Genomic DNA, 24,505 nt, shown 5'->3' on the forward strand with positions numbered 1-24,505 from the left:
CCCGACCCGGGCGATGCGCTCGTCCCCGGCCGTTCGCTCGGCGCGGCCAGCGCGCTCGTCCCGGGCAGTTCGCTCGTCCCGGGCAAACCGCTCGGTGCGGTCGGTGCGCTCGGCCCGCGCGGTGGCGCGCCATGGGCGGAGGGCCGGCTCGGGTCGGGTGGCCGGGCGGAGGGCCGGCTCGGGTCGGGTGGCCCGGTCCTCGGCGCTTTCCTGCTGGACTGCGTCGAGCAGGGACCACAGCACCTCGCACTTGAAGGTGAGCGCGGCCAGGGCGCGCTGCTGGTCCTCGCGGGTGCGGGCCCAGTCCAGGACGAGGGCGAGGGCCTCCGTGCTGTCGCGCCGGCCCTGGTCGACACGGGTGCGGAAGTAGCCGAGGCCCTCCGGCTCGATCCAGGAGTAGTGGCGTTCGAAGGCGCCGATGCGCACCCGCATCAGATCGGGTGCGGTGAGCTCGGTGAGCGAGGCCGCGACGGCCTCCAGCGGTGGCCGCAGCCGGCAGAAGTTGACGTATCCCTCCACCGCCAGCCGTACGCCCGGCAGGACGGAGTCGCCGGACAGCAGCGCGCGGCGGTCCAGGCCGGCCGCCTCGCCGAGCCGCAGCCAGCGCTCGATGCCGCCCTCCCCGTCCGTGCGGCCGTCGTGGTCCTCGATGCGCCGCACCCACATCCGCCGCAGCCGCGGGTCGTCCAGCTTGGCGGTGATCAGCGCGTCCTTGACCGGGATGTGCCGCTGGTAGTGGAAGCGGTTGGTGATCCAGGCGCGCACCTCCTCGGGGCGCAGGTCGCCCTCGTGCATCCGGAGGTTGAAGGGGTGCCGGTCGTGATAGCGCTCCCGGGCCACCGCGCGCAGGCGGTCCTCGAATGCGGCGGGGCTCCAGAGTTCGCCGGCGGGGCTCCCGGCATCGGCCGGGGGGACGTCGGCCCGGGGAGCGAGGGTCGTGGTCACAGCTCGATCACCAACTCGTCGTCGGCCACCTCGATACCCAGCCGGGCGAGCCGCTTGTGCTGCGCCGCGGTCGGATCGACAAGGGGGTTCGTGTTGTTGAGATGCGTGTAGTAGCAGCGGGCGGACAGCGTGGCGAGGATGCCCGCGGTGCCGCCCGGACCGTCGATGGGCAGATGGCCCATGCCGGTGGCGGTGCGGGAGGAGATGCCGGTGCGGCGCGGCTCCTCGTCGTCCCAGAAGGTGCCGTCGACGAGGACGCAGTCGGCCTCGGCGGCGACCCGGTGCAGGGCGTCGGACCAGGCGGCGACGGCGGGCGCGTAGACCGCCGTGCGGCCGGTGGCCGGTTCGTACAGGCGCAGCGCCACGACCCAGGCCTCGTCCTCGGGGGCGTCGGCGGCGTACCGGGGACGCTTGGCGGAGACGGGTACCGCGCTGATCCGCAGGCCGTCGTCGGGCGGGCCGAGGGAGCGCGCGCCGTGGCAGGTGAGGTCCCGCCAGGTCAGGGCGGTGTAGGGGCCGAGGATCTCGCCGAGGCGCAGGCGGTCCTGGAGGGCCCGGCGGACCGGGGCCGTGGCGTGGATCTCCAGGGCGTCGGCCTCGCGCAGCCGGGCGATGCCCAGGGTGTGGTCGAGTTCGGCGTCGGTGAGGACGACTCCGGCGATCGGTGTCTGCCGGGGCCCGGGCCCGGGGTGGAGCGCGGGGTGGGCCTCGATCTGGTCGCCGATGTCGGGGGTCGCGTTGACGAGGTACCAGCGGCCGTCGTCCGTACGGACCGCGAGGGAGGCGTGACGGCGGCGGCGCTCGGGATGCGCGCGTGCCCCGGAGCATCCGGGGCACGCGCAGTTCCACTGCGGGATGCCGCCGCCGGCCGCGGTGCCGAGCAGCTGGAGCAGCACGGCGGCGGGCTAGCGGGCCGCGAGGGAGTAGGCGGTGACCTCCAGCGCGGTGTCGACGACCGTGTAGCCGGGTGTCTGCCAGGCTGCGGTGTCGGGCGCCTCGGCGGTGGTCGCGGCCTGGTGTTCCGCCCGCTCGGTGGTGTCGTTCATGGTGCCTACCTTCCTTTCGGAGGGGATGGGTTCGCCCCTCGGTGAGGGGAGCCTGGGGGTCCGGGGCAGGAGGTCACCCGAGGGTGACCTTCAGGAGGGAGTCCTTGTCGGTGCCGCGGTCGCTGGTGCCGAGCCAGAGTTCGTCGGCGTCGGGCACCTTGGCGAGGGCGCGCAGTCGGCCGTAGGCGCCGGTGTAGTACGACACGGCGGTGCCGAGGCCCGTGCCGGTGGCGTCGATGGGCAGCGCCCACAGCCGCTCGCCGCGCAGGGTGGAGACGTAGAGGACGTCGTCGGCGATCGCGGCCTGGGCGGGCACGCCTCCCTCGGCGGGGTGCCAGACGTGCACGGGGTTGGTCATGCCGGCGGTGGTGCAGGTCCCCTCGCAGGTGGGCCAGCCGTAGTTGGCGCCCGGGCTGATCAGGTTGACCTCGTCCCAGGTGGCGTCGCCGATCTCGGTCTCCCACAGCCGGCCGCGTGCGTCCCAGGCGAAGCCCTCGGGGTTGCGGTGGCCGAGGCTGTACACGCGGGTGCCGAACGGGTTGCCGGGTGCCGCCCCGCCGCTGGCGGTGAGGCGCAGGATCTTGCCGTTGAGGGAGTTCGGGTCCTGGGCCAGGGCCTTGTTCCGGGCGTCGCCGGTGCTGACGTAGAGAAAGCCGTCCGGGCCGAAGGCGATCTTCCCGCCGTTGTGGTCACCGCCGCGGGCGATGCCGCCGAGCACGACCTGGTAGTCGGTGAGCGAGGTGCCGTCGAAGCGCATCCGCACGACCCTGGTCTCGTCGGCGGCCGTGTGGACGAAGTAGACGTCCTGGTCGGTGGTGCCGTTCCAGGTCGGCGAGGGGGCGACGCCCAGCAGCCCGCCGCCCTCGCCGAAGTCGCCGCCGGTGGGGGCGAAGACGGTGTCGGGCACCTCGCCGACCTTCGTGCGGGAGCCGTCCCGCGCCACCGTCCACACCCCGGCGCTGTGCCGCTCGGTGACCAGGGCCCGCTGACCGTCCGGCAGGAAGGTGACGGTCCAGGGCCGGTTCCACAGGTCGGAGAGGACGGAGACGGCCGAGGGCAGGGCCGCGGCCCGGCGGGCCGGCCCGGGGTGGGCGGCCGCCGACGCGGGGTGCGCGCCGCAGAGCGCGAGCAGGGCGGTGACGGCGACGGCCATCACGCCGCGGGGCGGGCTCACTTGACGGTGACTTCGAGGATGCGGTCCTTGCCGTCGCCGCCGTCGGTCGTGCCGACCCAGAGCTTGTCGGTGCCGGGCACCTTGGCGAGCGCGCGCAGCCGGCCGTAGCTGCCGTTGTAGTACGACTTCCCGGCCCCGACGGCCTTGCCGGTGCCGTCGATCGGCAGGGCCCACAGCCGCTGGCCGAGCAGGGTCGTGACGTAGATGACGTCCTTCTTGACGGCGATCTGCGCGGGGACGCCGCCCTGGTCGGGGTGCCAGACCTTCTTGGGGTTGGTCATCCCGGCCTTGGCGCAGGATCCCTCGCAGCTGGGCCAGCCGTAGTTGCGGCCCGGTTCGACGAGGTTGAGCTCGTCCCAGGTGTTCTCGCCGATCTCGGTCTCCCAGAGCCGGCCGCGGCTGTCCCAGGCGAGGCCCTGGGGATTGCGGTGGCCGAGGCTGTAGACACGGGTGCCGAACGGGTTGCCGGGAGCTGCGGCACCGCTCTTCGTCAGGCGCAGGATCTTGCCGTTGAGGGAGTTCTTGTCCTGCGCGAGAGTGCGCTTGAGGGCGTCGCCGACGCTGACGTACAGATAGCCGTCGGGGCCGAACGCGAGCTTTCCGCCGTTGTGGTCGCCGCCCCGGGTGATGCCGCCGAGGACGACCTTGTAGTCGCGCAGCGCGCTGCCGTCGAAGTGCATGCGCACGACGCGGATGTCGGAGGCGGCCGTGTGGACGAAGAAGACGTCCTGGTCCGTGGTGCCGTTCCAGGTCGGCGAGGGGGCGACGCCCAGCAGTCCGCCCTTGCCGCCGCTCGGCGAGGGGGGCACGGTGTTCGGGACGGTGCCCACCTTCTTCTTGGTGCCGTCGCTCGACTGGAGCCATACGCCGGCCGTGAAGCGCTCGGTCACCAGGGCCCGCTTCCCGTCGGGCAGGAAGGTGATGCCCCAGGGCCTGGTCCAGCTCCGGGACAGGACGGTGACGCCCGTCGGCGCGCCGGCCGCACGGGTGCCTCCCTCGGGGTCGGCCGCCGCGGGCGGCGCGGGCTGGAGGAGGCAGGTGCCGAGGACAGCGGTGAGGGCAGCGATCGCGGCCCGGCCGCGCCGGACTGGAGGGGACACCGGTTGCGCCAAGCGTGACATTCCGAAGCCTTTCCTGTCGTGGGGGGTGGGCGACCGGCCCCGTGGAGGAAGGAGGGCGCCGCCGGATCGGAGAGCGGGGACACGGGAAGCGCGTGCCGTGGTGCGGCACCGGCTCCCTCGGATCGACTCCCTCAAGGAGTATCGGGGCCTGTTTTCGGCACGGGCCACCGGAGATCGTCCATCCTGCTGACGGCCCGGGCGGCCGGGTGAACGCGGGGCGAATACGTAATCGGATACGTGGTTCTACGGAGGTGTCCGGCTTCGGAGGCCCACTACGTTCGGTGTGTCGAGCGTAGTGAGCCGTGTTGAGGGGACCGAGTGAGAGGCAACACCCGAGGCGTGCGGGGTACGGGGGTGACCCTGCTGGTGGCGGGGAGTCTGCTGGCCGGGTGCTCGGCCCAGGGGGCGGACGGCGGGGCCGCCCGCGAGAGCGCCTCGCCGTCGGCCGACGCCGGGGCGGGTGCCACGGCCGGTGCCACGGCGTCCCCTTCCGGCTCCTCCCTGTTCACCGCAGACCCCTCGCTGGTCCCCCGCAGCGCCGGGGACGGCGCGGTCCTCGCCGACGCGGTCGTGCTCGCCGCCGGTGACTGGGGCCGGGGCTTCGTCGCCCAGCGGCCGGCCGCGAGCACCCCGGGCACCTGGGCCGTGCTGGACGACGACTGCCGCTGGGAGCGGGAGAAACTGCCGAACGGGGTGCTGGCCAGTTCGTCCCGCTACAGCCGGCGGCCGGCCGGCGGGGGCAAGGGCACGGTCAGGGTGACGGCGGCGACCACCGTGCACGCCTCCGTCCTCGGCGCCGACGAACAGCTCAGCACCACCCTGGAGGAGGTGCTGCGCTGCCCGGAGCAGCAGCCCCGGAGCAACGAGCGGATCACCGGCCTGAATTCGCTCGGCATCCCCTTCGGCGCCCGCAACCAGGAGTACGCCGACGACACCGTGATGGAGACCGGCCGGTACGTCGAGAACGGCGGCGCCGCCCAGCCGTACTCGTGGATGGTCGCCCGGCTGGGCACGGTCGTCGTGGCCGTCTCCGTGACGGGCGCGAAGGGCAACACCGAGCAGGAACTGAACCAAGTGGGCTCCGAGGCCCTGGCGAAGATGCTGGAGCGGATCCAGCTGCGCCTGAAGGGGAACTGATGGAGCCGCTGCGTACCTCGGACCCGGCCCGGCTGGCGGGCCACCGGCTGCTCGGGCGGCTCGGCGCGGGCGGCATGGGGGTGGTGTACCTGGGCCGTTCGGCCGGGGGCACCCTGGTCGCGCTGAAGGTGATCCAGGCCGAGTACGCCGAGGACCCCGGCTTCCGGGAGCGGTTCCGGCGCGAGGCGGACACGGCCCGCCGGATGACCAGCCCGTGGGTGGCGCCCCTGGTGGACGCCGATCCGGAGGCGGAGCAGCCCTGGCTGGCGACCGCGTTCGTACCGGGGCCCTCGCTCGCCGAGGCCGTCGCCGCGCACGGGCCGCTGCCGGCGGGAACCCTGCGGGTGCTGGGGGCGCGGCTCGCCGAGGCGCTGCGGGAGCTGCACGCGGCGGGGCTCGTGCACCGGGACGTCAAGCCGGGCAATGTGCTGCTGGCGCTGGACGGGCCGCGGCTGATCGACTTCGGGGTGGCCCGGGATCCCGAGGACACCTCGCTCACCTCGACCGGGGTCGTGGTCGGCACGCCCGGGTTCCTCTCCCCCGAACAGGCGCGGGGCGCGCGCGAGTCGGGGCCGGCGGGTGATGTGTTCTCGCTGGGCTGTGTGCTGGCGTACGCGGCGACCGGCCGCCCCCCGTTCGGCACCGGCGCGCTGGACGCGCTGCTGTACCGCACGGCGCACGACGCGCCCGATCTGGAGGGGGTCCCGCGGGAGATCGCCCAGGTGGTGGGCGGATGTCTGGAGAAGGACCCGGAGCGGCGGCCCACGGCCGAGGCGCTGGCCCGGTCCCTGTCGGCCGCCGCGCCGGCCTCGCCTCCCGATCCGCGCGAGGCGCTGCGGGCGGTGCGGCCCGAGGCGGCGGACGGGCCCGCGGCGCCCCATCCGGTGCCCGGGGACACGGCGCCCGAGGACACCGCGCCCGAAACCACGGCTCGCGAGGACGCGGCTCCCGAGGACGCGGTCCCCGGTGACGAGGCCTGGCTGCCGGAGCCGCTGGTCCGGCTCATCGCCGAACGGTCGGCGGCGGGGCTCGCGCTGCCCGGCATCGACGACACCGAGATCGACGCCTCGGACGCGACCGTGCCGTCCCCGGCCGCGCCCGAGGGACGCGGTGCGGGCCGGCGCCGCTTCCTGCTGCTGGCCGGTGGCGCGGCGGCGGTGGCCGCGGCGGGCGGGGGCGCGCTGGCCGTCTGGGGGACGCCCTTCGGCGGCGGCGAGGGCTCGGGTTCCGGCTCGGCGCCGGACGACAGCCTGCCCCTGTACACCATCGGGCTGCACGCCGATCTGAGCGGGGACCAGAAGGCGGTGGGGCGGGCCCAGGAGCGGGGGCTGCGGCTCGCGGTCGACGAGTTCAACGCCCGGAAGGACGCGCGGTTCGCGCTGGCCGTGAAGACGGCCGACGACGGCGGTGATCCGGCGCGGGCACCCGAGGTGGCGAAGCGGCTCGTCGCGGACCGTACCGTCCTCGCCGTGGTCGGTCCCACCACGGACACCACCGCGCTGGCCTCGATGGCGACGTACGACGCGGCGTCGCTGCCCCTGATCGCGGTGTCGCCCGGCGCCACCGTGCTGGACGTGACGGGCAGCCGGTCCTTCCTGCACGCCCGTGTCACCGACACGATCCTGCCGTTCTACCTGAACGCGTATCTGCGGGGCACCGCCAAGTCGCGCACGATCGGGATCGTCGACGACCGGGCGTCGGACACCTATGGGTGGGAGATCAGCAGCACGCTCAACCGGATCCTGCGCGACGCCCGGCAGCCCGTCGTGCCGAAGGTGGTGAGCGCGCTGCGGACCGACTTCGCGCCGACCCTGGACGCGCTGCTCGACGGGGGCGCCGACTCGGTGGTGTTCGCCGGCTACCACGACCGGGCGGCGCTGCTGGCCCGGGAGCTGACCCGCCGTGACTTCCCGGGCGCGCGGGCGGCCGCGCAGGGGGTGCTGGACGCCCGGTTCCTGTCCGCCGCCGGGGACGCCGCCGAGGGCTGGGCGATCCTCGCCCCCGTCATGGACGCGGCGACGGCCCCCGAGGCGAAGGCGTTCGCCGCCGCCCACCGCAAGCGTTTCGACGCGGAGCCCGAACGGTACTCCGTCGAGACGTACGACGTGGCACAGCTCGTGCTCAGGACCCTGGGCTCGCTGGCCGTCGGGCGCCGCACCCGGCCCCTTCTGACGACGGCGCTGCGCGCGGCCACCTACAAGGGGATCAGCCGGAACCTCGCGTTCGACAGGACGACCGGGGCGCTCGTCGTCGACGGCAGCGGGATCTATCTGTGGAAGGTCACCGGCGGCCGGTTCGCCTACCAGGGCGTGGCGCCGTACCAGGTCAGCACCTGAGGAGGGGCGTCGATGGAGCCGTTGCGCGGCGCCGACCCGGCCGGGATCGGGGGCTACCGGCTGCTGCGCCGGCTGGGCGCGGGCGGTATGGGCGTGGTGTACCTGGCCCGCTCCACGGGCGGTTCGCTCGCGGCGCTGAAGGTGATCCGCGCCGGGCACGCCGACGACCCGGGGTTCCGGGCCCGGTTCCGCCGTGAGGTGGAGACGGCGGGCCGGGTCGTCAACCCCTGGGTGGTGCCGCTGCTCGACGCGGACCCGGACGCGTCCTCGCCCTGGCTGGCCACGGCGTTCGTCCCGGGCCCCTCGCTGGCCGAGGCGGTCGAGGAGTGCGGACCGCTGCCGTACGCGACCGTCCGGGTCCTCGGGGCCCGGCTCGCCGAGGCGCTGGACGCGGTGCACGGGGCGGGGCTGGTGCACCGGGACGTCAAGCCGGGCAATGTGCTCCTCGCGGTCGACGGGCCCCGGATGATCGACTTCGGGATCGCGCGGATGCCGGAGGACACCGCGCTCACGGCGAGCGGCATGGTGGTCGGCTCGCCCGGGTTCCTCTCCCCCGAGCAGGCCCGGGGCCGGGGCCGGGAGATCGGACCGGCCAGCGACGTGTTCTCGCTCGGCTGTCTGCTGGCGTACGCCGTCACGGGCGAGCGTCCCTTCGGCCCGGGATCCGCCGCCGAGTCGCTGGTGCGCACGGTCCACGACGAACCGGACCTGGACGGCGTACCGGAACCGCTGCTGCCGCTCCTGCGCGGCTGTCTGGCGAAGGAGGCCGGAGCCCGGCCCGGGGTGGCGGAGATCCGGCGGGCGCTGGACGGGGCCGGGCCGCGGGGCGAGGCCGGGGAGGAAGGGGCCGGGCCGCGGGGTGAGGCCTGGTTGCCGGAGGCGCTGACCCGGCTGATCGCCCGCCGTTCGGCCGCCGTGCTCGCGCTGCCCGACGTCTCGGCCACCGAGGTGCCGGCCACCGGTGACGGTGCCGGTGAGGTGACGGCGGGGGGTGGGAGTCCCGGTGGGGCGACGGCGGCGGGATCCGGTGGGAGCCCGACCCGGCGGCGGTTCCTGGTGCTGGGTTCGGCCGCGGGGGTGCTGGCAGCGGCCGGTTCGGCGGCCTGGTGGACCACCGGACGCCCCGACGGGACCGCGGACCGGGGTGGCTCCGGCGCGCTGCCGCGCCTCACGCTCGCCGTCCAGGCCGACCTCTCCGGCAGCGGCCGGGCGACGGGCCGGGCCCAGGAGAACGGGGTCCGGCTCGCCGTCGACCGGCTCAACTCCCTTACCGGGCGCGGCTTCGAGCTGGCGCTCCAGGTGCACGACGACCGGGGCGGCGCGAGCCGCGCACAGGAGATCGCCCGGCAGCTGGCGGCCGACGGCCGGGTCCGCGCGGTGCTCGGGCCGAGCACCGACGCCTGCGCGAAGGCCACCCTCGCCCTCTACCAGGCGGCCCTGTTGCCGATGGTGTCCGTGTCGGTCGGCCTCGACGACGTCTCCGCCGCCACCTACCCGGTGTACGCCGCCACCCGCCCCAACGAAACGACGCTCGCGGCGCCCCTGGTGGCGTATCTCGTGCACACCGCCGAGGCGCGCCGGACGGTGCTGGTCGACGACGCGGCCGAGGGGGACTTCAGCTGGCACGTCTGCTCGGGGGTCGCCGAGGCCCTGGGTCCGAGGCGCACCGTGATCCGGCGCACCCTGGCCGCCGACGCCGACACGGACGGCGCGTTCCGTGCCCTCGCCGAATCGGTGACGGGCGCCGGGGCGGACGCGCTGGTGTTCGGCGGAGGGTACGCGCGGGCCGCCAGGCTGGCCCGCGCGCTGCGCGCCGCCGGCTTCTCCGGTGCCCGGCTGGCCACCGAACGCGTCTGCGACGCACGCTTCCTCAGCTCGGCGGGGGACGCGGCCGACGGCTGGTTGTTCGCGACCGCCTATCTGGACCCGGCCCGGGTGACGGCCGCGAAGTCCTTCGTCACCGCCTACCGCGCCCGCTTCGGCACCGCCCCGCCGCCGTACGCCGCCGAGGCCTACGACGCGACCCTGTTCGTGGCCCGGGCCCTGACCTCGCTGGGCGCGGACCGAGCCGAACGGGGCGCCGTCGTGGGCCGGTTGCGGGAGACCGACTACCGGGGGATCACCAAGCGGCTGCACTACACGACGTCGAGCACCCGCTACACCCTGGACGCGATGTATCTGTTCCGGGCCTCCGGGAACGCGTTCCGCTTTCTCGGGCAGTACCAGGACGTCACCGGCACGGCCGCCGCCGGCTCCACGGCCGCGCCCTGAGCGCGGCGTCAGCCGCTGAACGCGGTCCCGGACGGGCGCCCCGCGATCAGCACGGCGAGGGCGGCGCGCGAGGAGACTCCCGTCTTGCGGTAGATCCGCGAGACATGGGTCTCGACCGTGCGCCGGCTCAGACAGAGGCGGTCGGCGATCGCGGGGCTGGTCAGTCCCTCGGCGACGAGAGCGGCGATCTCCCGTTCGCGGGCGGTCAGTTCGGCGAGCCGCCGCTCGGGGCCGTCGGCGGCCTCGGCCACGGCGGGGCCGATCGCGTCGGCGAGGCCGGTCAGCATCGCGGATCCCCCGGCGGCGGCGAGTCTGCGCCCCCGGTGCCAGGCGGCCCGTCCCTGCCGGGGCCCCTCCGGGTCGGACGCCAGCAAGGGGGCGCCCAGGAGCAGGGAGAACGCCTCCCAGAACAGGGCGCCGCTGCGGGCGCTCTCCTCGGCCGCCGCCACGAACAGCTCCGCCGCCGCCCGGGAGTCGCCGAGGCCGAGCGGGATGTGGGCGGTGCTGCGCAGGGCCGAGGCCCGCTGGACGGGCAGATCGAGCCGCTCGGCCTCCTCGCGGGCCCGCTGCGCCCAGTCCTTCGCCGCGTCCCCCTCGCCCAGCGCGAGGGAGGCGGTCACCAGGACCTCCAGGAACAGCGGGCGCATCGAGGGCTGGAGCCGGCCCAGACCGGGGCCGCCCGCGTGCAGGACCGCCTCGCGGGCGCGGGCCGGGTCGCCGGCCGTGAGCGCCGCGTAGCCGAGCATGCAACGGGCGATGGACGCCCACCAGTTGACGCCCAGTCCGACCGCGGCGACCGCCTCCTCGGCCACCGCGAGGGGCCGCGGGTCACCGGGCGGGCAGGCGGCGACCATCGCGTGGGCCTTGGTGGCGAGGACGAAGGCGAGGAGTTCGTCACTGCCGATGCCGCGGGCGATGTCCTCGGCCTCCTCCGACAGCTCCACGGCCGAGACCGGCCGGCAGATCTGGATGTGCACGTGTGCCTTGCACAGCAGCAGATGCGGCAGGAGGGAGAGCTGGCCGGTGCGGCGGGCGACGGCCAGGCCCCGGTCGGCGTGCCGCTCGGCGTCGGCGAAGCGCTCCAGGAACGCCTCGGCCCAGCCCAGCCGGGCCAGTTGCTCGCACAGGCCGGTGAGGTCGTCGTCCGGCAGCGAGTCGACGAGGGCCGCCGCCTGGCGGGCGTAGGTGTCGGCCTCGGCGGTCTCCCCCTCGTAGGCCTCCCCGAGCGCGGCGACGGCCAGCGCGCCGGCGACGCCCGCCTCGTCGCCGAGGGAGCGGGCCACCGCGAGGGTGCGGGCCATGTCGGCGCGCACGGTCGGGTACGAGGTGTCGTGCGGGGCGGAGGAGCCCAGCTCCAGACCGAGCGCCACCTGGTCGGCCGGTGACGGCGCCGGGTCGTCGCGGTGCAGTTCGCGGCGGAGCAGGGCCACCGCCTCGGAGTAGCGCCCCAGATGGCGTTCCATCACGGCGCACAGCACGACGGCCGACGCGCGGGATCCACCGGCCGGGGCGGGCATGGCGATCACCTGGTGCAGCAGGTCGCGGCTGGCCCGGAGTTCGCCGCAGGCGCCGAGGGCGCGGGCCCGGCGCAGCATCAGGTCACGGCGGCGCGCCGCCTGGGCCGGGGTGTGCGGCAGGTGCCGCAGCACCACGCCGAGCCAGTGCGCGCAACTCGCGGGCGCGGTGTCCGCGGCCTGTTCGGCGGCCCGGATCAGCACGGCCGCCGTCTCGGGGTCCCAGCCCGACAGTGAGCGCTCGGCGTGGTGGGCCCGCTCGGCGGGCGGGGCGCCGGCGCGGGCCAGTGCGGCGGCGGCGAGCCGGTGGGTCTCGGTGCGCAGCCAGGGGTCGGTGCCGTCGTGGACGAGGCTGCGCAGCACCGGGTGGCGCAGGGTCAGCCGTCCGTGCGGGCCGGTGCGCAGCAGGTCGCGGCGGGTCAGCTCGGCGAGATCGGCGGCCAGGCCGGCCGGGGTGCGGCCGGTGACCGGGGCGAGCAGGGCGGGGGTGGCGTGGTCGCCGAGCGCGGCCACCACCTCGACCAGCCGGCGCTGTCCGGCGCCGAGCGGGGTCAGTTCGTCCAGTAACAGCGCGCCGAGGCCGGTCGTGGACAGCCGGCTGACCGGGGCGCCCTCGCGGTGCGCCTGGAGCAGGGCCAGCAGATACAGGGGGTTGCCCTCGCTGGCGGCGAAGAGCCGGACGGCCTCCTCGCGGTCCAGTTCGGGGGTGAGCTGCTCGACGCACGCCTGCTCGTCCAGCGGCCCGAGGACCGTGCGGCACACCGCCCCGGTGTCGGTGCCGCGCTGGAGGGTCGCGGTGAGCGGGGCGGGGCTCTGCCGTTCCCGGCGGGCGACGGCGAGCAGGACCCGGGCGCGCGGGGGATGCCGGAGGAGATGGTCGAGGAGTTCCAGGGAGGCGGCGTCCGCCCAGTGCAGGTCGTCGAGCACCATGACCAGGGGTGCGGTGGCCGCGGCGTGGGTCAGCAGGGCTGCGGTGGCGCGGTGCAGGCCGAAGCGGTCGGCGCGGCGGGCGGCGCCGGTCAGTACCGGGGCGGCCCCGGAGGCGGCCGGGAGGGACGCGGGGACGGTGGGGTCGAGGTCGGCGAAGGCGTCGGTGAACGGCTGGAAGGGGATGTGCCGTTCGTACTCCGTGGCCCGGCCGCGCAGCACCGTGGCGCCCTCGCGGGCCGCGCGCCGGCACAGTTCGTGGGTGAGGCGGCTCTTGCCGATGCCGGCCTCGCCGCTGATGTCCAGCACCGCCGGGCGGCCCTCCGCGTCCGCCGTCAGGTCCGCCAGCAGCCGGTCGAGCAGCCCGAGTTCGGTGTCCCGGCCGACCAGCGGCATCCGTTCCGTCGTCATGTCCCCGCCCCCTGATGTCCCCGCCCTGATCATCCTGCCGTATGCCACGGACAGTGCGGGAGCGGAACATACGTAGGCGATCTACGTAACACCACGGTTGTCGTCGTCCGGTACGGCTCGAAGGGTGTCCTCATGACCACACCCGTCCCCTCGCCCGAGGTCTCCGGACTGGCCGCCCGTCACGGGCTGGGCACACTGCGGGCCGTGTTCGCGCCGAAGCGCCTCAGCAGGTGGATATACGCCGCCCATCTCTTCAACACCTTGTATCTGTCGCTGCTCTTCCTCGTTCCCGGGCTGCTGTACTACTGGTGGCAGGCCCGCCGCCACCCCGACTTCAGCCGGAGGCAGTCCCGCAAGCGGCTCCATCTGTTCGAGCGGGGGATGGTCGTCGACCCGCCGTCCGGCAGCGGTCCGGTCGTCCTGACCTGGGACTCCCTGCGTCTGCAGCAGGACATCACCCAGCTGGTCATCAACGGCCGCCCCGCCCCGACCCGGTACGTCTACACGGCGAGCGCCCCGGGCCAGGGGTCCGTACGGATCACCGAGTTCTACGAGGATCCGGGCACCTGGGGACCCTGGATGCAGGAGGCCGTCCTCGCGGCCCAGGGCCCGGCGGTGCTGAAGACGCTCCAGGAGGGCGGGACGGTCCCCTTCGGGGTGCTCGCGCTCTCCCGCGCCGGACTGTCCGCCCCCGGGAAGGGGCGGCTGCCCTGGCCGGAGGTCGAGGAGGTCCGGGTCTCGGGCGGCCTGGTCTTCGTCACCCGGGCCGGTGATTCCGCCCGCTGGTCCCACCACCCGGTCAAGGAGATCACCAACCTCCATCTGTTCCTGGCGGCGGTGTCGGCCCTGCGCGGGGAGACGGATCCGCTGGGGGACGCGTGAGCGGAAAGTGCGGCGGTAGGTGTCCGGGGGGACGCCGAGGGTGCGGTTGAAGTGACGGCGCAGGGTCGTGGCCGTGCCCATGCCGGTGGCCGCCGCGATGGTGTCGACGGTGTCGTCGGTCTGCTCCAGCAGTTCCTGGGCGTGGCGGATCCGCTGGGCCAGCAGCCATTGCAGGGGCGTCGTGCCGGTCGCCGCGCGGAAGTGGCGGCCCAGGTGGCGTGAGCTCATCCGGGCCCGGCGGGCCAGATCCTCCACGGTCAGCGGTTGGTCGAGCCGCTCGATGATCCAGGGGAACAGGGCGGTGAGCGGGTGGTCGTCCTGGGTGGGCACCGGGGCGGTGACGAACTGGGCCTGGCCGCCGGACCGGTGCGGTGGGACGACCAGGCGGCGGGCGACGGCGTTGGCGGTCGACGAGCCGTGGTCGAGGCGGACCAGGTGCAGGCACAGGTCCAGCGCGGCGGCCTTGCCGGCCGAGGTGAGCACACTGCCGTTGTCCACGTAGAGCACGTCGGGGTCGACCTGTGCCTCGGGGAAGCGGGCGGCCAGGATGTCGGTGTGTGCCCAGTGGGTGGTGGCGCGCCGTCCGTCCAGCAGGCCGGCTGCGGCCAGGACGAACGCGCCGGTGCACAGGGAGGCCACCCGGGCGCCCGCGTCGTGGGCCGCGCGCACCGCGTCGACCAGTTCGGCGGGCGGTTCCACGTCGACGTCGGCCCAGCCGGGGACTATCACGGTGTCGGCGCGCCGGAGGTGGTCGAGGCCGTGGTCGGGCTCGAGGTGGAACCGGCCGAAGGACACGATGCCCGGCCCGCAGACCGTGAGGTCGTACCAGGGAACGGTGATCGCGGCCGGTGCGGGGCCGAAAACCTCGTGGGCCACGGACAGTTCGAAGTGGAGCATCCCGTCGGTGACGGCCAGCGCGACAGCTCTCATGTCTGAAATCGTACGGGGCATGTCGTTCCGGACACTCACGGTCGGCCGTTCCGTCGCGCCAGGATGGCCGCAGTCGATCAGTCCGGAGAACGGGGAGACGTCATGGCAACGGGGCAGACGGTGACGGTGTACGGCGCATACGGGCACACCGGCCGGTTCGTCGTGGCGCATCTGAAGGAGCGCGGATTCGTGCCGGTGGCGGCCGGGCGCGATGCCGCCCGGCTGAAGGCGCTGGCGGACGAGCACCCCGGACTCGACGTCCGCCCCGCGTCGGTCGACGACCCGGTCTCGCTCGACCGCGCGATGGACGGCGTGGCGGCCGTCGTCAACTGTGCGGGACCCTTCGCCACGACGGCCGCCCCGGTGATCGAAGCAGCTCTGCGCGCCGGAATCCCCTATGTCGACGTGGCGGCCGAGATCGAGGCCAACGCCGACACCTTCACGCACTTCGCGGACCGCGCCCACGGCACGGGCACGGTGATCGTTCCCGCGATGGCCTTCTACGGCGGCCTCGGCGACCTGCTGGCCACCGCCGCGATGGGTGACTGGACGGAGGCCGACGAGGCGCACATCGCGTACGGTCTGAACAGCTGGGAGCCCACGGAGGGGACGCGCGCCGCGGGCAAGGTCTCCGCGGAGCGGCGTGGCGGCCGCCGGGTCCGCTTCACGAAGGGACAGTTGGCGTACCACGACGACGAACTGCCCACCCTGCAGTGGTCCTTCCCCCACCCGCTGGGCCCCCGGGCCGTCATCGGCGAGTTCACGATGGCCGACGTCGTCACCGTCCCCAGCCACCTGTCCATCCCCGAGGTGCGCACCTACATGACGACCGAAGCGGCCGGCGGTGTCGTGTCCCCGGACACGCCGACCCCCACCGCGGTCGACGAACACGGGCGCTCCGCGCAGACCTTCCTCGTCGAGGTCGTCGTACGGTCCGGCGACACCGAACGGCGCGCCGTCGCCCGGGGCCAGGACATCTACGCCGTCACCGCACCGCTCGCGGTGGAGGCGGTCGACCGTATCCTCACCGGCCGGACCAGGACGGTCGGTGTGGCCTCCGCCGGTGAGATCTTCGACGCGCCCGACTTCCTCGACGCGCTGTCCCCGCACGTCACCGTGGAACTGCGCGCGTGACGGGCCGGCGCCCTGCTGCGGTCACCGCGTCAGGCGACCGGCTGCGGCTGCGGCTCCGGTTCCTCGAACTGGGTGCGGTAGAGCTCCGCGTACCGTCCGTCCGCCGCGAGGAGGTCCTCGTGGGTGCCGCGTTCCACGATCCGCCCGGACTCGACGACGAGGATGAGGTCGGCGGCGCGCACGGTGGACAGGCGGTGGGCGATGACGACGGCGGTGCGGCCGGCCAGCGCCTCGGTGAGGGCCTCCTGGACGGCCGCCTCGGAGGTGTTGTCGAGGTGGGCGGTGGCCTCGTCGAGGACGACGACCTGCTGGCGGGCGAGGAGCAGCCGGGCGATGGTCATGCGCTGGCGTTCGCCGCCGGAGAGCCGGTAGCCGCGTTCACCGACGACGGTGTCGAGGCCGTCGGGCAGGGAGCGGACGAGGTCGTCGAGGCGGGCGCGGAGCAGCGCGTCCCACAGTTCGTCCTCCGCGGCCTCGGGCCGGGCGAGCAGCAGGTTGGCGCGGACCGTGTCGTGGAAGAGGTGGCCGTCCTGGGTGACCATGCCGAGGGTGGCCCGTAGCGAGCCGGCGCCCAGGTCGCGGACGTCGATCCCGCCGATGCGGACGGCGCCGCCGTCGATGTCGTACAGGCGCGGCAGGAGCTGGGCGATGGTCGACTTCCCGGCGCCGGAGGAGCCGACGAGCGCCACGGTCTGGCCGGGTTCGGCGCGGAAGGACACCCCGTGCAGGACCTCGTCGCCGCCGCGGGTGTCGAGGGTGGCGACCTCCTCCAGGGAGGCGAGGGAGACCTTGTCGGCCGACGGGTAGCCGAAGCGGACGTCGTCGAACTCGACGGACACCGGGCCCTCGGGGACCTCGCGGGCGTCCGGTTTCTCCTCGATGAGCGGCTTCAGGTCGAGCACCTCGAAGACCCGCTCGAAGCTGACCAGGGCGCTCATCACCTCCACGCGTGCCCCGGCGAGCGCCGTGAGCGGCGCGTACAGGCGGGTCAGCAGGAGCGCGAGCGCGACCACGGCGCCCGGTTCGAGGGTGCCGTTCAGGGCGAGCCGGCCGCCGAGGCCGTAGACGAGGGCGAGGGCCAGGGCGGAGACGAGGGTCAGGGAGGTGAGGAAGACCGACTGGGCGGTGGCGGTGCGTACGCCGATGTCCCGGACGCGGGCCGCGCGGGCGGCGAACTCGGCCGACTCCTCCTCGGGGCGTCCGAACAGCTTGACCAGGGTGGCGCCGGGCGCCGAGAACCGCTCGGTCATCCGGGTGCCCATCGCCGCGTTGAGCGCGGCCGCCTCCCGCTGCATCCCGGCCATCCTGCGGCCCATCCGGCGGGCCGGGACCACGAACACCGGCAGCAGGACCAGCGCCAGCAGGGTGACCTGCCAGGACAGGGTGAGCATCACGGCGAGCGTGAGCACCAGGGTGACCAGGTTGGACACCACGCCGGAGAGGGTGTTGCTGAACGCGCGCTGGGCGCCGATCACATCGTTGTTGAGTCGGGAGACGAGCGCCCCCGTACGAGTACGTGTGAAGAACGCGACCGGCATTTTCTGCACATGATCGAACACGGTCGTGCGCAGATCGAGAATGAGTCCCTCCCCGAGCGTCGCCGACAGCCTCCGGCCCAGGATGCCGAGCGCCGCCTCCAGGACCGCGATGAGCGCGATGAGCAGCGCCAGCCGCACCACCCGGTCGGGGTCGCCGTGCGACACGATCGCGTCGACGACCCGGCCGGCGAGTACGGGGGTCGCGACCGCGAGCAGCGCGGTCACCACCCCGAGCAGCACGAACAGCGTCATACGGCGGCGGTGCGGCCGGGCGAACGCGCCGATGCGGCGCAGTGTGGCGGGGTCGAAGGGGCGGCGTTCCTGCTGGGAGTTCATGACGCTGTACAGCTGCGTCATGGCAACGGCATCCATGCTCATGGGAGCGACCGTAGAACCTCAAGCTTCCTCGAGGTCAACCCCCGCCCCGCTTTCCCTCGCCGGAAGGACCGCCCGAAGGACCGCCCCGAGGACCGCCCGAAGGCCCAGCCGAAGGATCCGATGACCGTACGTAATGCTCCGTCCCCGCTTCCGCAACCCGCTGTTGGGACCGCGCGGAAAACCTCTCCCCCTGTGACAGCGGTTCCGCTCCCCTCGCTCCCCCGGCGCTTCCCCCTCCGCCGGGTCCTGTGTCTGCTCCCGCTCCTGCTGGTCACCGTGGTCGCGGTGCGCCACCGCTCGGTGCTCGCCGAGGGCTTCGGTCATCTGCGGACCGCGCAGTGGCCCTGGCTGCTGGCCGCGGCCGGGGCCACCTGTCTGACCTGGGTCGCCGCGGCCGTCACCCGGCAGGGGGCGGTGGTGCAACGGCTGCCCCGGCTCCGGCTGCTCGCCACGCAGTTCGCGGCGGGCGCGGCCAACCATCTGCTGCCGACGGGGCTGGGCGCGAGCGCGGTCAACCTGCGGTTCATGACGGTGTGCGGGGTGCCGCTGGCCCGTTCCTCGGCGGCCCTCGCGCTGTATCTGCTGGCGGAGGGCGTGGCCAGGGTGGGTCTGCTGGCCACCCTGCTGCTGGTCTTCCCCGACGCGCTGCGGTTCGGCTCGCTGCTGCCGCACGGGGCGGTCGGCCCGCTGCTGGGCGCGCTGGTGGCGGTCGTGCTCCTGGCGGCGGCCGCGCTGACCTTCGTACGGCGGCTGCGGACGGCCGTGTTCTCGTTCCTGCGCACCGCGCTCGGCGAGGCCCGTTCGGTGCACACCTGCCCGGCCCGGGCGGCGGCCCTGTGGGGCGGCTCCCTGGCGTTCCCGGTGCTCCAGGCGGCCGGACTGGCGGCGGTGGGGCAGGCGTTGGGCCTGCCGGTCCCGCCGGTCCACATGGCGGTGGCCTACCTCGCGGCGACGGTGGCGGTGGCCCTGGTGCCCACCCCGGGAGGCATCGGCTCGGTGGAGGCGGCCCTGATCGTGGCCCTGGTCGCGGCGGGCGGCCCGCTGGCCCTCGCCACCGCGGTCGTCCTCACCTACCGCGTCATCACCGTGTGGCTGCCGCTGGTGCCGGGGGCGGTGACGCTCGGGGCGCTGGTGCGCTGGAAGGTGATCTGAACACCCCCGTGCGCGGGAGCACATGGGGTGCCCGGAAGTCGCCGTCGGGACGTCCCTGGGGTGCGAACCGCCGTGCCCGATACGGCAGGATGGACGGTTGCGCCCGCTCGTGGCGGACGCGACCGCACATCCCGTGAACAAGCAGGTGACAAGTGACGAGACTTCACATCCGGCCGTCGGCGGGCTTCTTCGCCCTCCCCGCGGAGCGACCCGCCGGAGGTGACCGGTGAACCGCGCGCTGACCCTGGACGACCTCGTCCTCGCCGGGATCGCCCTGGCCACGGGGTTCCTCGTGGCCTTCCTGTCGCGGACACTGCTGCGCTGGCTGGGCAAGCACGCCAAGCGCACCAGGTGGAGCGGTGACGACGTCATCGTGGACGCGCTGCGCACGGTGGTGCCGTGGGCGGCGATCGCGGGCGGCGCGGCGGCCGCGGCGGCGGTGCTGCCGCTGACGAAGACGGTCCAGCACACCGTCAACCAGTGCCTGACGGTGCTGCTGATCTTCGTGGTGACGGTGTCGGCGGCCCGGGTGATCGCCGGTCTGGTGCAGGCGCTGACCCAGTCCCGCTCCGGAGTCGCCGGCTCCGCCACGATCTTCGTGAACATCACGCGCGTGCTGGTGCTGGCCATCGGCTTCCTGGTGATGCTCCAGTCGCTCGGCATCTCCATAGCCCCGATGCTCACCGCGCTGGGCGTCGGTGGTCTGGCCGTGGCGCTGGCCCTCCAGGACACCCTCGCCAACCTGTTCGCGGGCATCCACATCCTCGCCTCGAAGACCGTCCAGCCCGGTGACTACATCAAGCTGAGCAGCAATGAGGAGGGGTACGTCGAGGACATCAACTGGCGGCAGACCACGGTCCGGGCGCTGTCGAACAACCTGATCGTGATCCCCAACGGGCAGCTCGCCAAGGCCAACATGACCAACTTCATGCGGCCCGAGCAGCAGTTGACGGTCCTGGTGCAGGTGGGCGTGGCCTACGACAGCGATCTGGAGCACGTGGAGCGGGTGACCATGGAGGTGGTCGCCGAGGTGATGACGGAGATCGCCGGCGCGGTCCCGGACCATGAACCGGCCGTCCGTTTCCACACCTTCGGCGACTCCCGCATCGGCTTCACGGTGATCCTGGGCGTCGGCGAGTTCAGCGACCAGTACCGGATCAAGCACGAGTTCATCAAGCGGCTGCACCGGCGCTACCGCGAGGAGGGCATCCGGGTGCCGGCCCCGGCCCGCAACATCTCGCTCCAGCAGGGGGCGGTCGTCATCCCGCAGCAGCGCACCGGCACCGGCACTGCCGAACCGGCCGAAGCGGCCGAAGCGGCCGAGACGGCTCCGGCGCGGCTGGAGGGCTGATCCACCGGGCTGATCCGCCAGGCGGGGGCCCGTCCCGGGGCCGGGTCGGCGGCGAGCCGCGCCGACCGCGGGCCCACGCCCCCGAGGGCCGGCCCGCGGGACGGGTCCCGGCTCAGAGCGTCGCCGAGTTCTCGTGCCAACGAGCCCCCGACTTGTTGCGCGGGGCCGTGAGGGACGGTGTCACCGGGGTGACCGTCCAGTCCGGGTGGCCGGGCATCCTCGGGGTGGTCGTGCCGTAGAGCCAGTCCCGCAGGAACCCGGAGACGTCCTGGCCGGAGACCTGGCGGGCGACGGCGATGTAGTCCTCCGTGGACGCGGAGGAGTTGCGGAAGCGGGCCAGGAACGCCCGCTCCACCGCGTGGAAGGCGTCCTCGCCGATCAGCTGCCGCAGGGCGTACAGGACGAGGACGCCGCCCAGGTAGCGCTGGCTGTCGAAGAGGTTGGCCGCGTTCGGCGCGGCGACGGGGCCGGAACTGCGCCGCCACTGGTCGCCGCGTGCGTACGTGTCCTTCATCCGGGCCTCGAACGTGGTCAGGCCCAGGGAGTCCGGCCAGCCGCGCTCGTAGCGGTAGAGCAGCCCGTAGAAGTCGGCGTGGCCCTCGTTGAGCCAGAGGTCGGCCCAGGTGGCGGGGCTGACGCTGTTCCCGAAGTAGGAGTGGACCAGCTCGTGCATCATGTGCGAGCCGATCTTCGGCTCCGCCTGGAGCAGGAAGTTCGGCTTGTACAGGGTGAGGGTCTGGGTCTCCAGGCCGGTGAAGTCGAAGGCGGCGGGGTCGTCGGAGTTGCAGGGCAGCAGCCCGTACGTCTCGAAGGGGTACGCGCCGAGCCGCTGCTCGAGCCACTCCACCAGGCCCGGGGTGAGGGCGAGGGCGGGCTCCAGCGCCTCGGCCCGGGCGGCGGGGACGACATCGCGCAGCGGCAGCCCGTGCGGGCCCTGCCGGTCCTTGACGACGTAGTCGCCGACCGTGATCTGCACCAGCTCGGTGGCGATCGGCGAGCGGGAGCGGTAGGTGTACGCGGTCCGGTCGCCGGCCAGGTTCTCGGTGCACACCAGGGCGCCGCTCGCGACGGCCTTGAGAGCGGCCGGGACCGTGATGCGGACGGTGAGGCCGGCCTTGTCCGACGGGTGGTCGTTGCAGGGGAACACGGTGTGCGCCGAGTCGGGCTGCGGGCACAGGGCGAACCCGTCGGGGGTGGGCACCCAGGCGGTGTGCGGGAGCGAGCGGCGCGGGTCGGCCGTGTACGTCACCCGGACGGTGGCCCGGGCGCGGTCGGCGAGGGCGCGGGCCGGTGTGATCCTCAGCTTCTCGTCCACCTGTTCGAACTCCGCCGCACGGCCGTCGACGCTCACGGACGCTATGTCCAGGCCGAGGGCGTCCAGGGAGAGGCGGGACAGGCACTGGGTGGTGCGGACCTCCAGGGTCGCCGTGGCGTCGACCAGGGCGGTCGTGGCGTCGTAGGAGAGGTCGAGGTGGTACGAGGTGACGCGGTAGCCGTCGTTGCCGAGGGCCGGGAAGACCGGGTCACCGAGGGTCTCGGGGGCCGGGACGGCGGCCGTCCCGGCGCCGTCCGTCCTGCCGCCCGCGGGAGCCGCCTGGGCCGTGTTGCCCCCGACGACGACGGCCGCGGTGCCGATGAGGGCCGCGGCGGGGCCCGTCACTCTGGTGCGATATCTCATGATCCGCTTTCGCTCGGGCGGCCGGATGGTCGGTCCGGCCGGTGGAGGAGGTCGACTCTCTACCCCCTGGACCACCGGATCCGGCCGATCGGTTGCCCGTACGGCGGACATCGGACCGAAAAATGTGAGCGGACCCCGGGCGGACCCCTGTCGAGCCCGCCCTCGTCACGAGATATCTTGATGTCGAGCAATGTTGCAGACGTGGAGCGGAGCACCCGGTGACTGACTCGACCATCATCTATACGCACACTGACGAGGCCCCGGCCCTGGCGACGTATTCCTTCCTGCCGGTGGTCCAGGCGTACGCCTCGCAGGCGGGTGTCGCCGTGACCACGCGGGACATCTCGCTGGCCGGGCGCATCATCGCCGTGTTCCCGGAGTACCTGACCGAGGACCAGCGCATCCCGGACGCGCTGAGCGAGCTCGGCGAACTGGCCAAGACGCCCGAGGCCAACATCATCAAGCTGCCGAACATCTCGGCGTCGATCCCGCAGCTCAAGGCCGCCGTCGCCGAGCTTCAGGGCCAGGGCTACGCGCTGCCGGACTACCCGGACGACCCGAAGACCGACGAGGAGCGGGAGATCCAGGCCCGCTACGACAAGGTCAAGGGCTCCGCCGTGAACCCGGTCCTGCGCGAGGGCAACTCCGACCGCCGCGCCCCCGCCTCGGTCAAGAACTACGCCAAGACCCACCCGCACCGCATGGGCGCCTGGAGCTCGGACTCGAAGACCGAGGTCGCGACCATGGGGCAGGACGACTTCCGCTCCACCGAGAAGTCCGTCGTGATCTCCGAGGCCGGCTCGGTCAGGATCGAGCTGGTCGCCGAGGACGGCACCACCACCGTGCTGCGCGCGTCGGTACCGGTCCTCGAGGGCGAGGTCCTCGACGCCTCCGTGCTGCACGTGGCCGCGCTGCGCGAGTTCCTCACCGCGCAGATCGCCCGCGCCAAGGCCGAGGACGTGCTGTTCTCGGTGCACCTGAAGGCCACGATGATGAAGGTCTCCGACCCGATCGTCTTCGGTCACGTGGTGCGCGCGTTCTTCCCGAGGACCTTCGAGCAGTACGGCGCCACGCTCGCGGCGGCCGGCCTGTCCCCCAACGACGGTCTGGGCGGCATCCTCAAGGGCCTCGCCTCCCTCCCCGAGGGCGACGCGATCAAGGCCTCCTTCGACGCCGAGCTCGCCGAGGGCCCGGCCCTGGCGATGGTCGACTCCGACAAGGGCATCACCAACCTGCACGTGCCGTCCGACGTCATCGTCGACGCCTCGATGCCGGCCATGATCCGCACCTCCGGCCACATGTGGGGCCCGGACGGCCAGGAGGCCGACACCCTCGCGGTCCTGCCCGACTCCTCCTACGCCGGTGTCTACCAGGCCGTGATCGAGGACTGCCGGGCCCACGGCGCCTACGACCCGTCGACCATGGGCTCCGTCCCGAACGTCGGCCTGATGGCGCAGAAGGCCGAGGAGTACGGCTCCCACGACAAGACCTTCGAGATCAAGGCCGCCGGCACGGTCCGCCTGGTCGACCAGGCCGGTACCGTCCTGATCGAGCAGCCGGTGGCCGCGGGCGACATCTTCCGCGCCTGCCAGACCAAGGACGCCCCGATCAAGGACTGGGTGAAGCTCGCCGTCACCCGCGCCCGCGCCACCGGCGACCCGGCCGTCTTCTGGCTGGACGAGACCCGCGCGCACGACGCCAACCTGATCGCCAAGGTCAACGCCTACCTGCCGGAGCACGACACCGAGGGCCTGGACATCCGCGTCCTCGCCCCGGTCGACGCCACCAAGCTGTCGGTGGAGCGCATCCGCCGCGGCGAGAACACCATCTCGGTGACCGGCAACGTGCTGCGTGACTACCTGACCGACCTCTTCCCCATCCTGGAGCTGGGCACCAGCGCCAAGATGCTGTCGGTCGTCCCGCTGATGGCGGGCGGCGGCCTGTTCGAGACGGGCGCCGGCGGCTCCGCGCCGAAGCACGTCCAGCAGCTCGTCAAGGAGAACTACCTGCGCTGGGACTCCCTCGGCGAGTTCTTCGCGCTCGTGCCGGCCTTCGAGCAGTACGCCACGGCCACCGGCAACGCCCGCGCCCAGGTCCTCGCCGACACCCTCGACCGCGCCACGGCGACCTTCCTCAACGAGGACAAGTCCCCGACCCGTCGCGTCGGCGGCATCGACAACCGCGGCAGCCACTTCTACCTGTCCCTGTACTGGGCGCAGGAGCTGGCGCGGCAGACCGAGGACGCGGAGCTGGCCAAGGCCTTCCAGCCGCTCGCCGAGACGCTCGCCGCGGCCGAGCGGACCATCGTCGACGAGCTGAACGCCGTCCAGGGCGAGGGCGCCGACATCGGCGGCTACTACCAGCCCGACCCGGCGAAGGCAGCGGCGGTCATGCGCCCGTCGGCCACCTGGAACGAGGCGCTCGCGTCCCTGAGCTGACGCACCCCGCTCCACCCCGTGCCCCGGCCGGCAACTCCCGGCCGGGGCACGGCTTTTGTGTCGAGTGTGTCAGTCCGATGTCACGTTTTTTGCAGATCGGTTCGGACCCGCCCGGCCGTGCTTTCCTCCTCGCACGTCCCCC

General features: G+C 73.8%; 15 protein-coding genes and 2 pseudogenes. 8 read left to right on the top strand and 9 right to left on the bottom strand.

The genetic code is table 11. The annotated features are described in order from the left end of the window. Positions 1 to 195: 195 nt before the first annotated feature. The 5 genes and pseudogenes from pqqC to AQJ64_RS24195 form a co-directional block, all read right to left on the bottom strand. Positions 196 to 945 (bottom strand): annotated as a pseudogene (gene pqqC, locus AQJ64_RS24175) (pyrroloquinoline-quinone synthase PqqC); the annotation flags it as partial. Then, positions 942 to 1,841 carry a pyrroloquinoline quinone biosynthesis protein PqqB gene (gene pqqB, locus AQJ64_RS24180; RefSeq protein ID WP_055638890.1) on the bottom strand — a complete coding sequence of 300 codons (900 nt, stop codon included), beginning with the start codon at positions 1,839 to 1,841 and terminating at the stop codon, positions 942 to 944. The gene pqqB and the pseudogene pqqC, both read right to left, overlap by 4 nt. A 9-nt stretch (positions 1,842 to 1,850) precedes the next feature. Beyond that, the gene (gene pqqA, locus AQJ64_RS24185) at positions 1,851 to 1,991 is read right to left on the bottom strand and encodes a pyrroloquinoline quinone precursor peptide PqqA (RefSeq protein WP_055638891.1); all 141 of its coding nucleotides are present in this window, start codon (positions 1,989 to 1,991) and stop codon (positions 1,851 to 1,853) included. Between the two features lie 73 nt (positions 1,992 to 2,064). Next, a complete protein-coding gene (locus tag AQJ64_RS24190) occupies positions 2,065 to 3,165 on the bottom strand; it encodes a PQQ-dependent sugar dehydrogenase (RefSeq protein ID WP_240512990.1) in 1,101 nt (366 codons plus the stop codon). Beyond that, a complete protein-coding gene (locus AQJ64_RS24195) occupies positions 3,162 to 4,265 on the bottom strand; it encodes a PQQ-dependent sugar dehydrogenase (protein ID WP_240512991.1) in 1,104 nt (367 codons plus the stop codon). Before AQJ64_RS24195 ends, AQJ64_RS24190 begins: the two co-directional genes overlap by 4 nt. 339 nt (positions 4,266 to 4,604) lie before the next feature. Between AQJ64_RS24195 and AQJ64_RS24200 the strand changes: the two genes are divergently transcribed. From AQJ64_RS24200 to AQJ64_RS24210, 3 genes are read left to right on the top strand one after another with little or no spacing between them, the layout of a single operon-like run. Continuing rightward, positions 4,605 to 5,423: a hypothetical protein gene (locus tag AQJ64_RS24200; RefSeq protein ID WP_240512992.1), complete on the top strand. Its 819-nt coding sequence runs from the start codon at positions 4,605 to 4,607 to the stop codon at positions 5,421 to 5,423. Continuing rightward, a complete protein-coding gene (locus tag AQJ64_RS24205; RefSeq protein WP_055638893.1) occupies positions 5,423 to 7,759 on the top strand; it encodes a bifunctional serine/threonine-protein kinase/ABC transporter substrate-binding protein in 2,337 nt (778 codons plus the stop codon). Before AQJ64_RS24200 ends, AQJ64_RS24205 begins: the two co-directional genes overlap by 1 nt. 12 nt (positions 7,760 to 7,771) lie before the next feature. Further along, complete coding sequence (locus tag AQJ64_RS24210; protein ID WP_059202979.1) at positions 7,772 to 10,030, top strand: bifunctional serine/threonine-protein kinase/ABC transporter substrate-binding protein; 2,259 nt, start codon at positions 7,772 to 7,774, stop codon at positions 10,028 to 10,030. 8 nt (positions 10,031 to 10,038) lie between these two features. Here AQJ64_RS24210 and AQJ64_RS24215 read toward each other — a convergent pair whose 3' ends face one another. Then, the gene (locus tag AQJ64_RS24215) at positions 10,039 to 12,882 is read right to left on the bottom strand and encodes an ATP-binding protein (RefSeq protein WP_206189827.1); all 2,844 of its coding nucleotides are present in this window, start codon (positions 12,880 to 12,882) and stop codon (positions 10,039 to 10,041) included. A 132-nt stretch (positions 12,883 to 13,014) separates the two neighbouring features. Here AQJ64_RS24215 and AQJ64_RS49750 point away from each other — a divergent pair, with 132 nt between their 5' ends. After that, positions 13,015 to 13,764 (top strand): DUF6585 family protein, encoded by a 750-nt coding sequence (locus AQJ64_RS49750; RefSeq protein ID WP_055636945.1) that lies wholly within the window; start codon positions 13,015 to 13,017, stop codon positions 13,762 to 13,764. On the opposite strand, the pseudogene AQJ64_RS46380 reads toward AQJ64_RS49750, so the two are convergent. Continuing rightward, positions 13,762 to 14,694: pseudogene (locus AQJ64_RS46380) on the bottom strand (helix-turn-helix domain-containing protein); the annotation flags it as partial. The gene AQJ64_RS49750 and the pseudogene AQJ64_RS46380 sit on opposite strands and share 3 nt — an antisense overlap. Positions 14,695 to 14,796: 102 nt before the next feature. On the opposite strand from AQJ64_RS46380, the gene AQJ64_RS24235 reads away from it, so the two are divergent. Beyond that, positions 14,797 to 15,828, top strand: coding sequence for a saccharopine dehydrogenase family protein (locus AQJ64_RS24235; RefSeq protein WP_055636942.1), 1,032 nt, complete (start codon positions 14,797 to 14,799; stop codon positions 15,826 to 15,828). Between the two features lie 29 nt (positions 15,829 to 15,857). Here the strand turns inward: AQJ64_RS24235 and AQJ64_RS24240 are convergent, their stop codons facing one another. Continuing rightward, positions 15,858 to 17,738 (bottom strand): ABC transporter ATP-binding protein, encoded by a 1,881-nt coding sequence (locus AQJ64_RS24240; RefSeq protein WP_055636950.1) that lies wholly within the window; start codon positions 17,736 to 17,738, stop codon positions 15,858 to 15,860. Between the two features lie 198 nt (positions 17,739 to 17,936). Between AQJ64_RS24240 and AQJ64_RS24245 the strand changes: the two genes are divergently transcribed. Both AQJ64_RS24245 and AQJ64_RS24250 read left to right on the top strand, forming a co-directional pair. Further along, a complete protein-coding gene (locus AQJ64_RS24245) occupies positions 17,937 to 18,896 on the top strand; it encodes a lysylphosphatidylglycerol synthase transmembrane domain-containing protein (RefSeq protein WP_055636941.1) in 960 nt (319 codons plus the stop codon). A 226-nt stretch (positions 18,897 to 19,122) separates the two neighbouring features. Beyond that, a complete protein-coding gene (locus AQJ64_RS24250) occupies positions 19,123 to 20,247 on the top strand; it encodes a mechanosensitive ion channel family protein (protein WP_055636940.1) in 1,125 nt (374 codons plus the stop codon). A 112-nt stretch (positions 20,248 to 20,359) separates the two neighbouring features. Here the strand turns inward: AQJ64_RS24250 and AQJ64_RS24255 are convergent, their stop codons facing one another. Beyond that, a complete protein-coding gene (locus AQJ64_RS24255; protein WP_055636939.1) occupies positions 20,360 to 21,925 on the bottom strand; it encodes a M1 family metallopeptidase in 1,566 nt (521 codons plus the stop codon). A 218-nt stretch (positions 21,926 to 22,143) separates the two neighbouring features. Here AQJ64_RS24255 and AQJ64_RS24260 point away from each other — a divergent pair, with 218 nt between their 5' ends. Then, positions 22,144 to 24,363, top strand: coding sequence for an NADP-dependent isocitrate dehydrogenase (locus tag AQJ64_RS24260; RefSeq protein WP_055636938.1), 2,220 nt, complete (start codon positions 22,144 to 22,146; stop codon positions 24,361 to 24,363). Positions 24,364 to 24,505 lie beyond the last annotated feature (142 nt).

It is taken from the genome of Streptomyces griseoruber (genome assembly GCF_001514205.1).
In the GTDB taxonomy this organism is placed as follows: domain Bacteria; phylum Actinomycetota; class Actinomycetes; order Streptomycetales; family Streptomycetaceae; genus Streptomyces; species Streptomyces griseoruber.

Excerpts from the sequence above, each read along its gene's own strand:
- AQJ64_RS49750 (WP_055636945.1), top strand. The coding sequence starts at position 13,015 with ATGACCACACCCGTCCCCTCGCCCGAGGTCTCCGGACTGGCCGCCCGT.
- AQJ64_RS24255 (WP_055636939.1), bottom strand. The coding sequence starts at position 21,925 with ATGAGATATCGCACCAGAGTGACGGGCCCCGCCGCGGCCCTCATCGGC.
- pqqA (WP_055638891.1), bottom strand. The coding sequence starts at position 1,991 with ATGAACGACACCACCGAGCGGGCGGAACACCAGGCCGCGACCACCGCC.
- AQJ64_RS24215 (WP_206189827.1), bottom strand. The coding sequence starts at position 12,882 with ATGACGACGGAACGGATGCCGCTGGTCGGCCGGGACACCGAACTCGGG.
- AQJ64_RS24210 (WP_059202979.1), top strand. The coding sequence starts at position 7,772 with ATGGAGCCGTTGCGCGGCGCCGACCCGGCCGGGATCGGGGGCTACCGG.
- AQJ64_RS24205 (WP_055638893.1), top strand. The coding sequence starts at position 5,423 with ATGGAGCCGCTGCGTACCTCGGACCCGGCCCGGCTGGCGGGCCACCGG.
- AQJ64_RS24240 (WP_055636950.1), bottom strand. The coding sequence starts at position 17,738 with ATGGATGCCGTTGCCATGACGCAGCTGTACAGCGTCATGAACTCCCAG.
- AQJ64_RS24235 (WP_055636942.1), top strand. The coding sequence starts at position 14,797 with ATGGCAACGGGGCAGACGGTGACGGTGTACGGCGCATACGGGCACACC.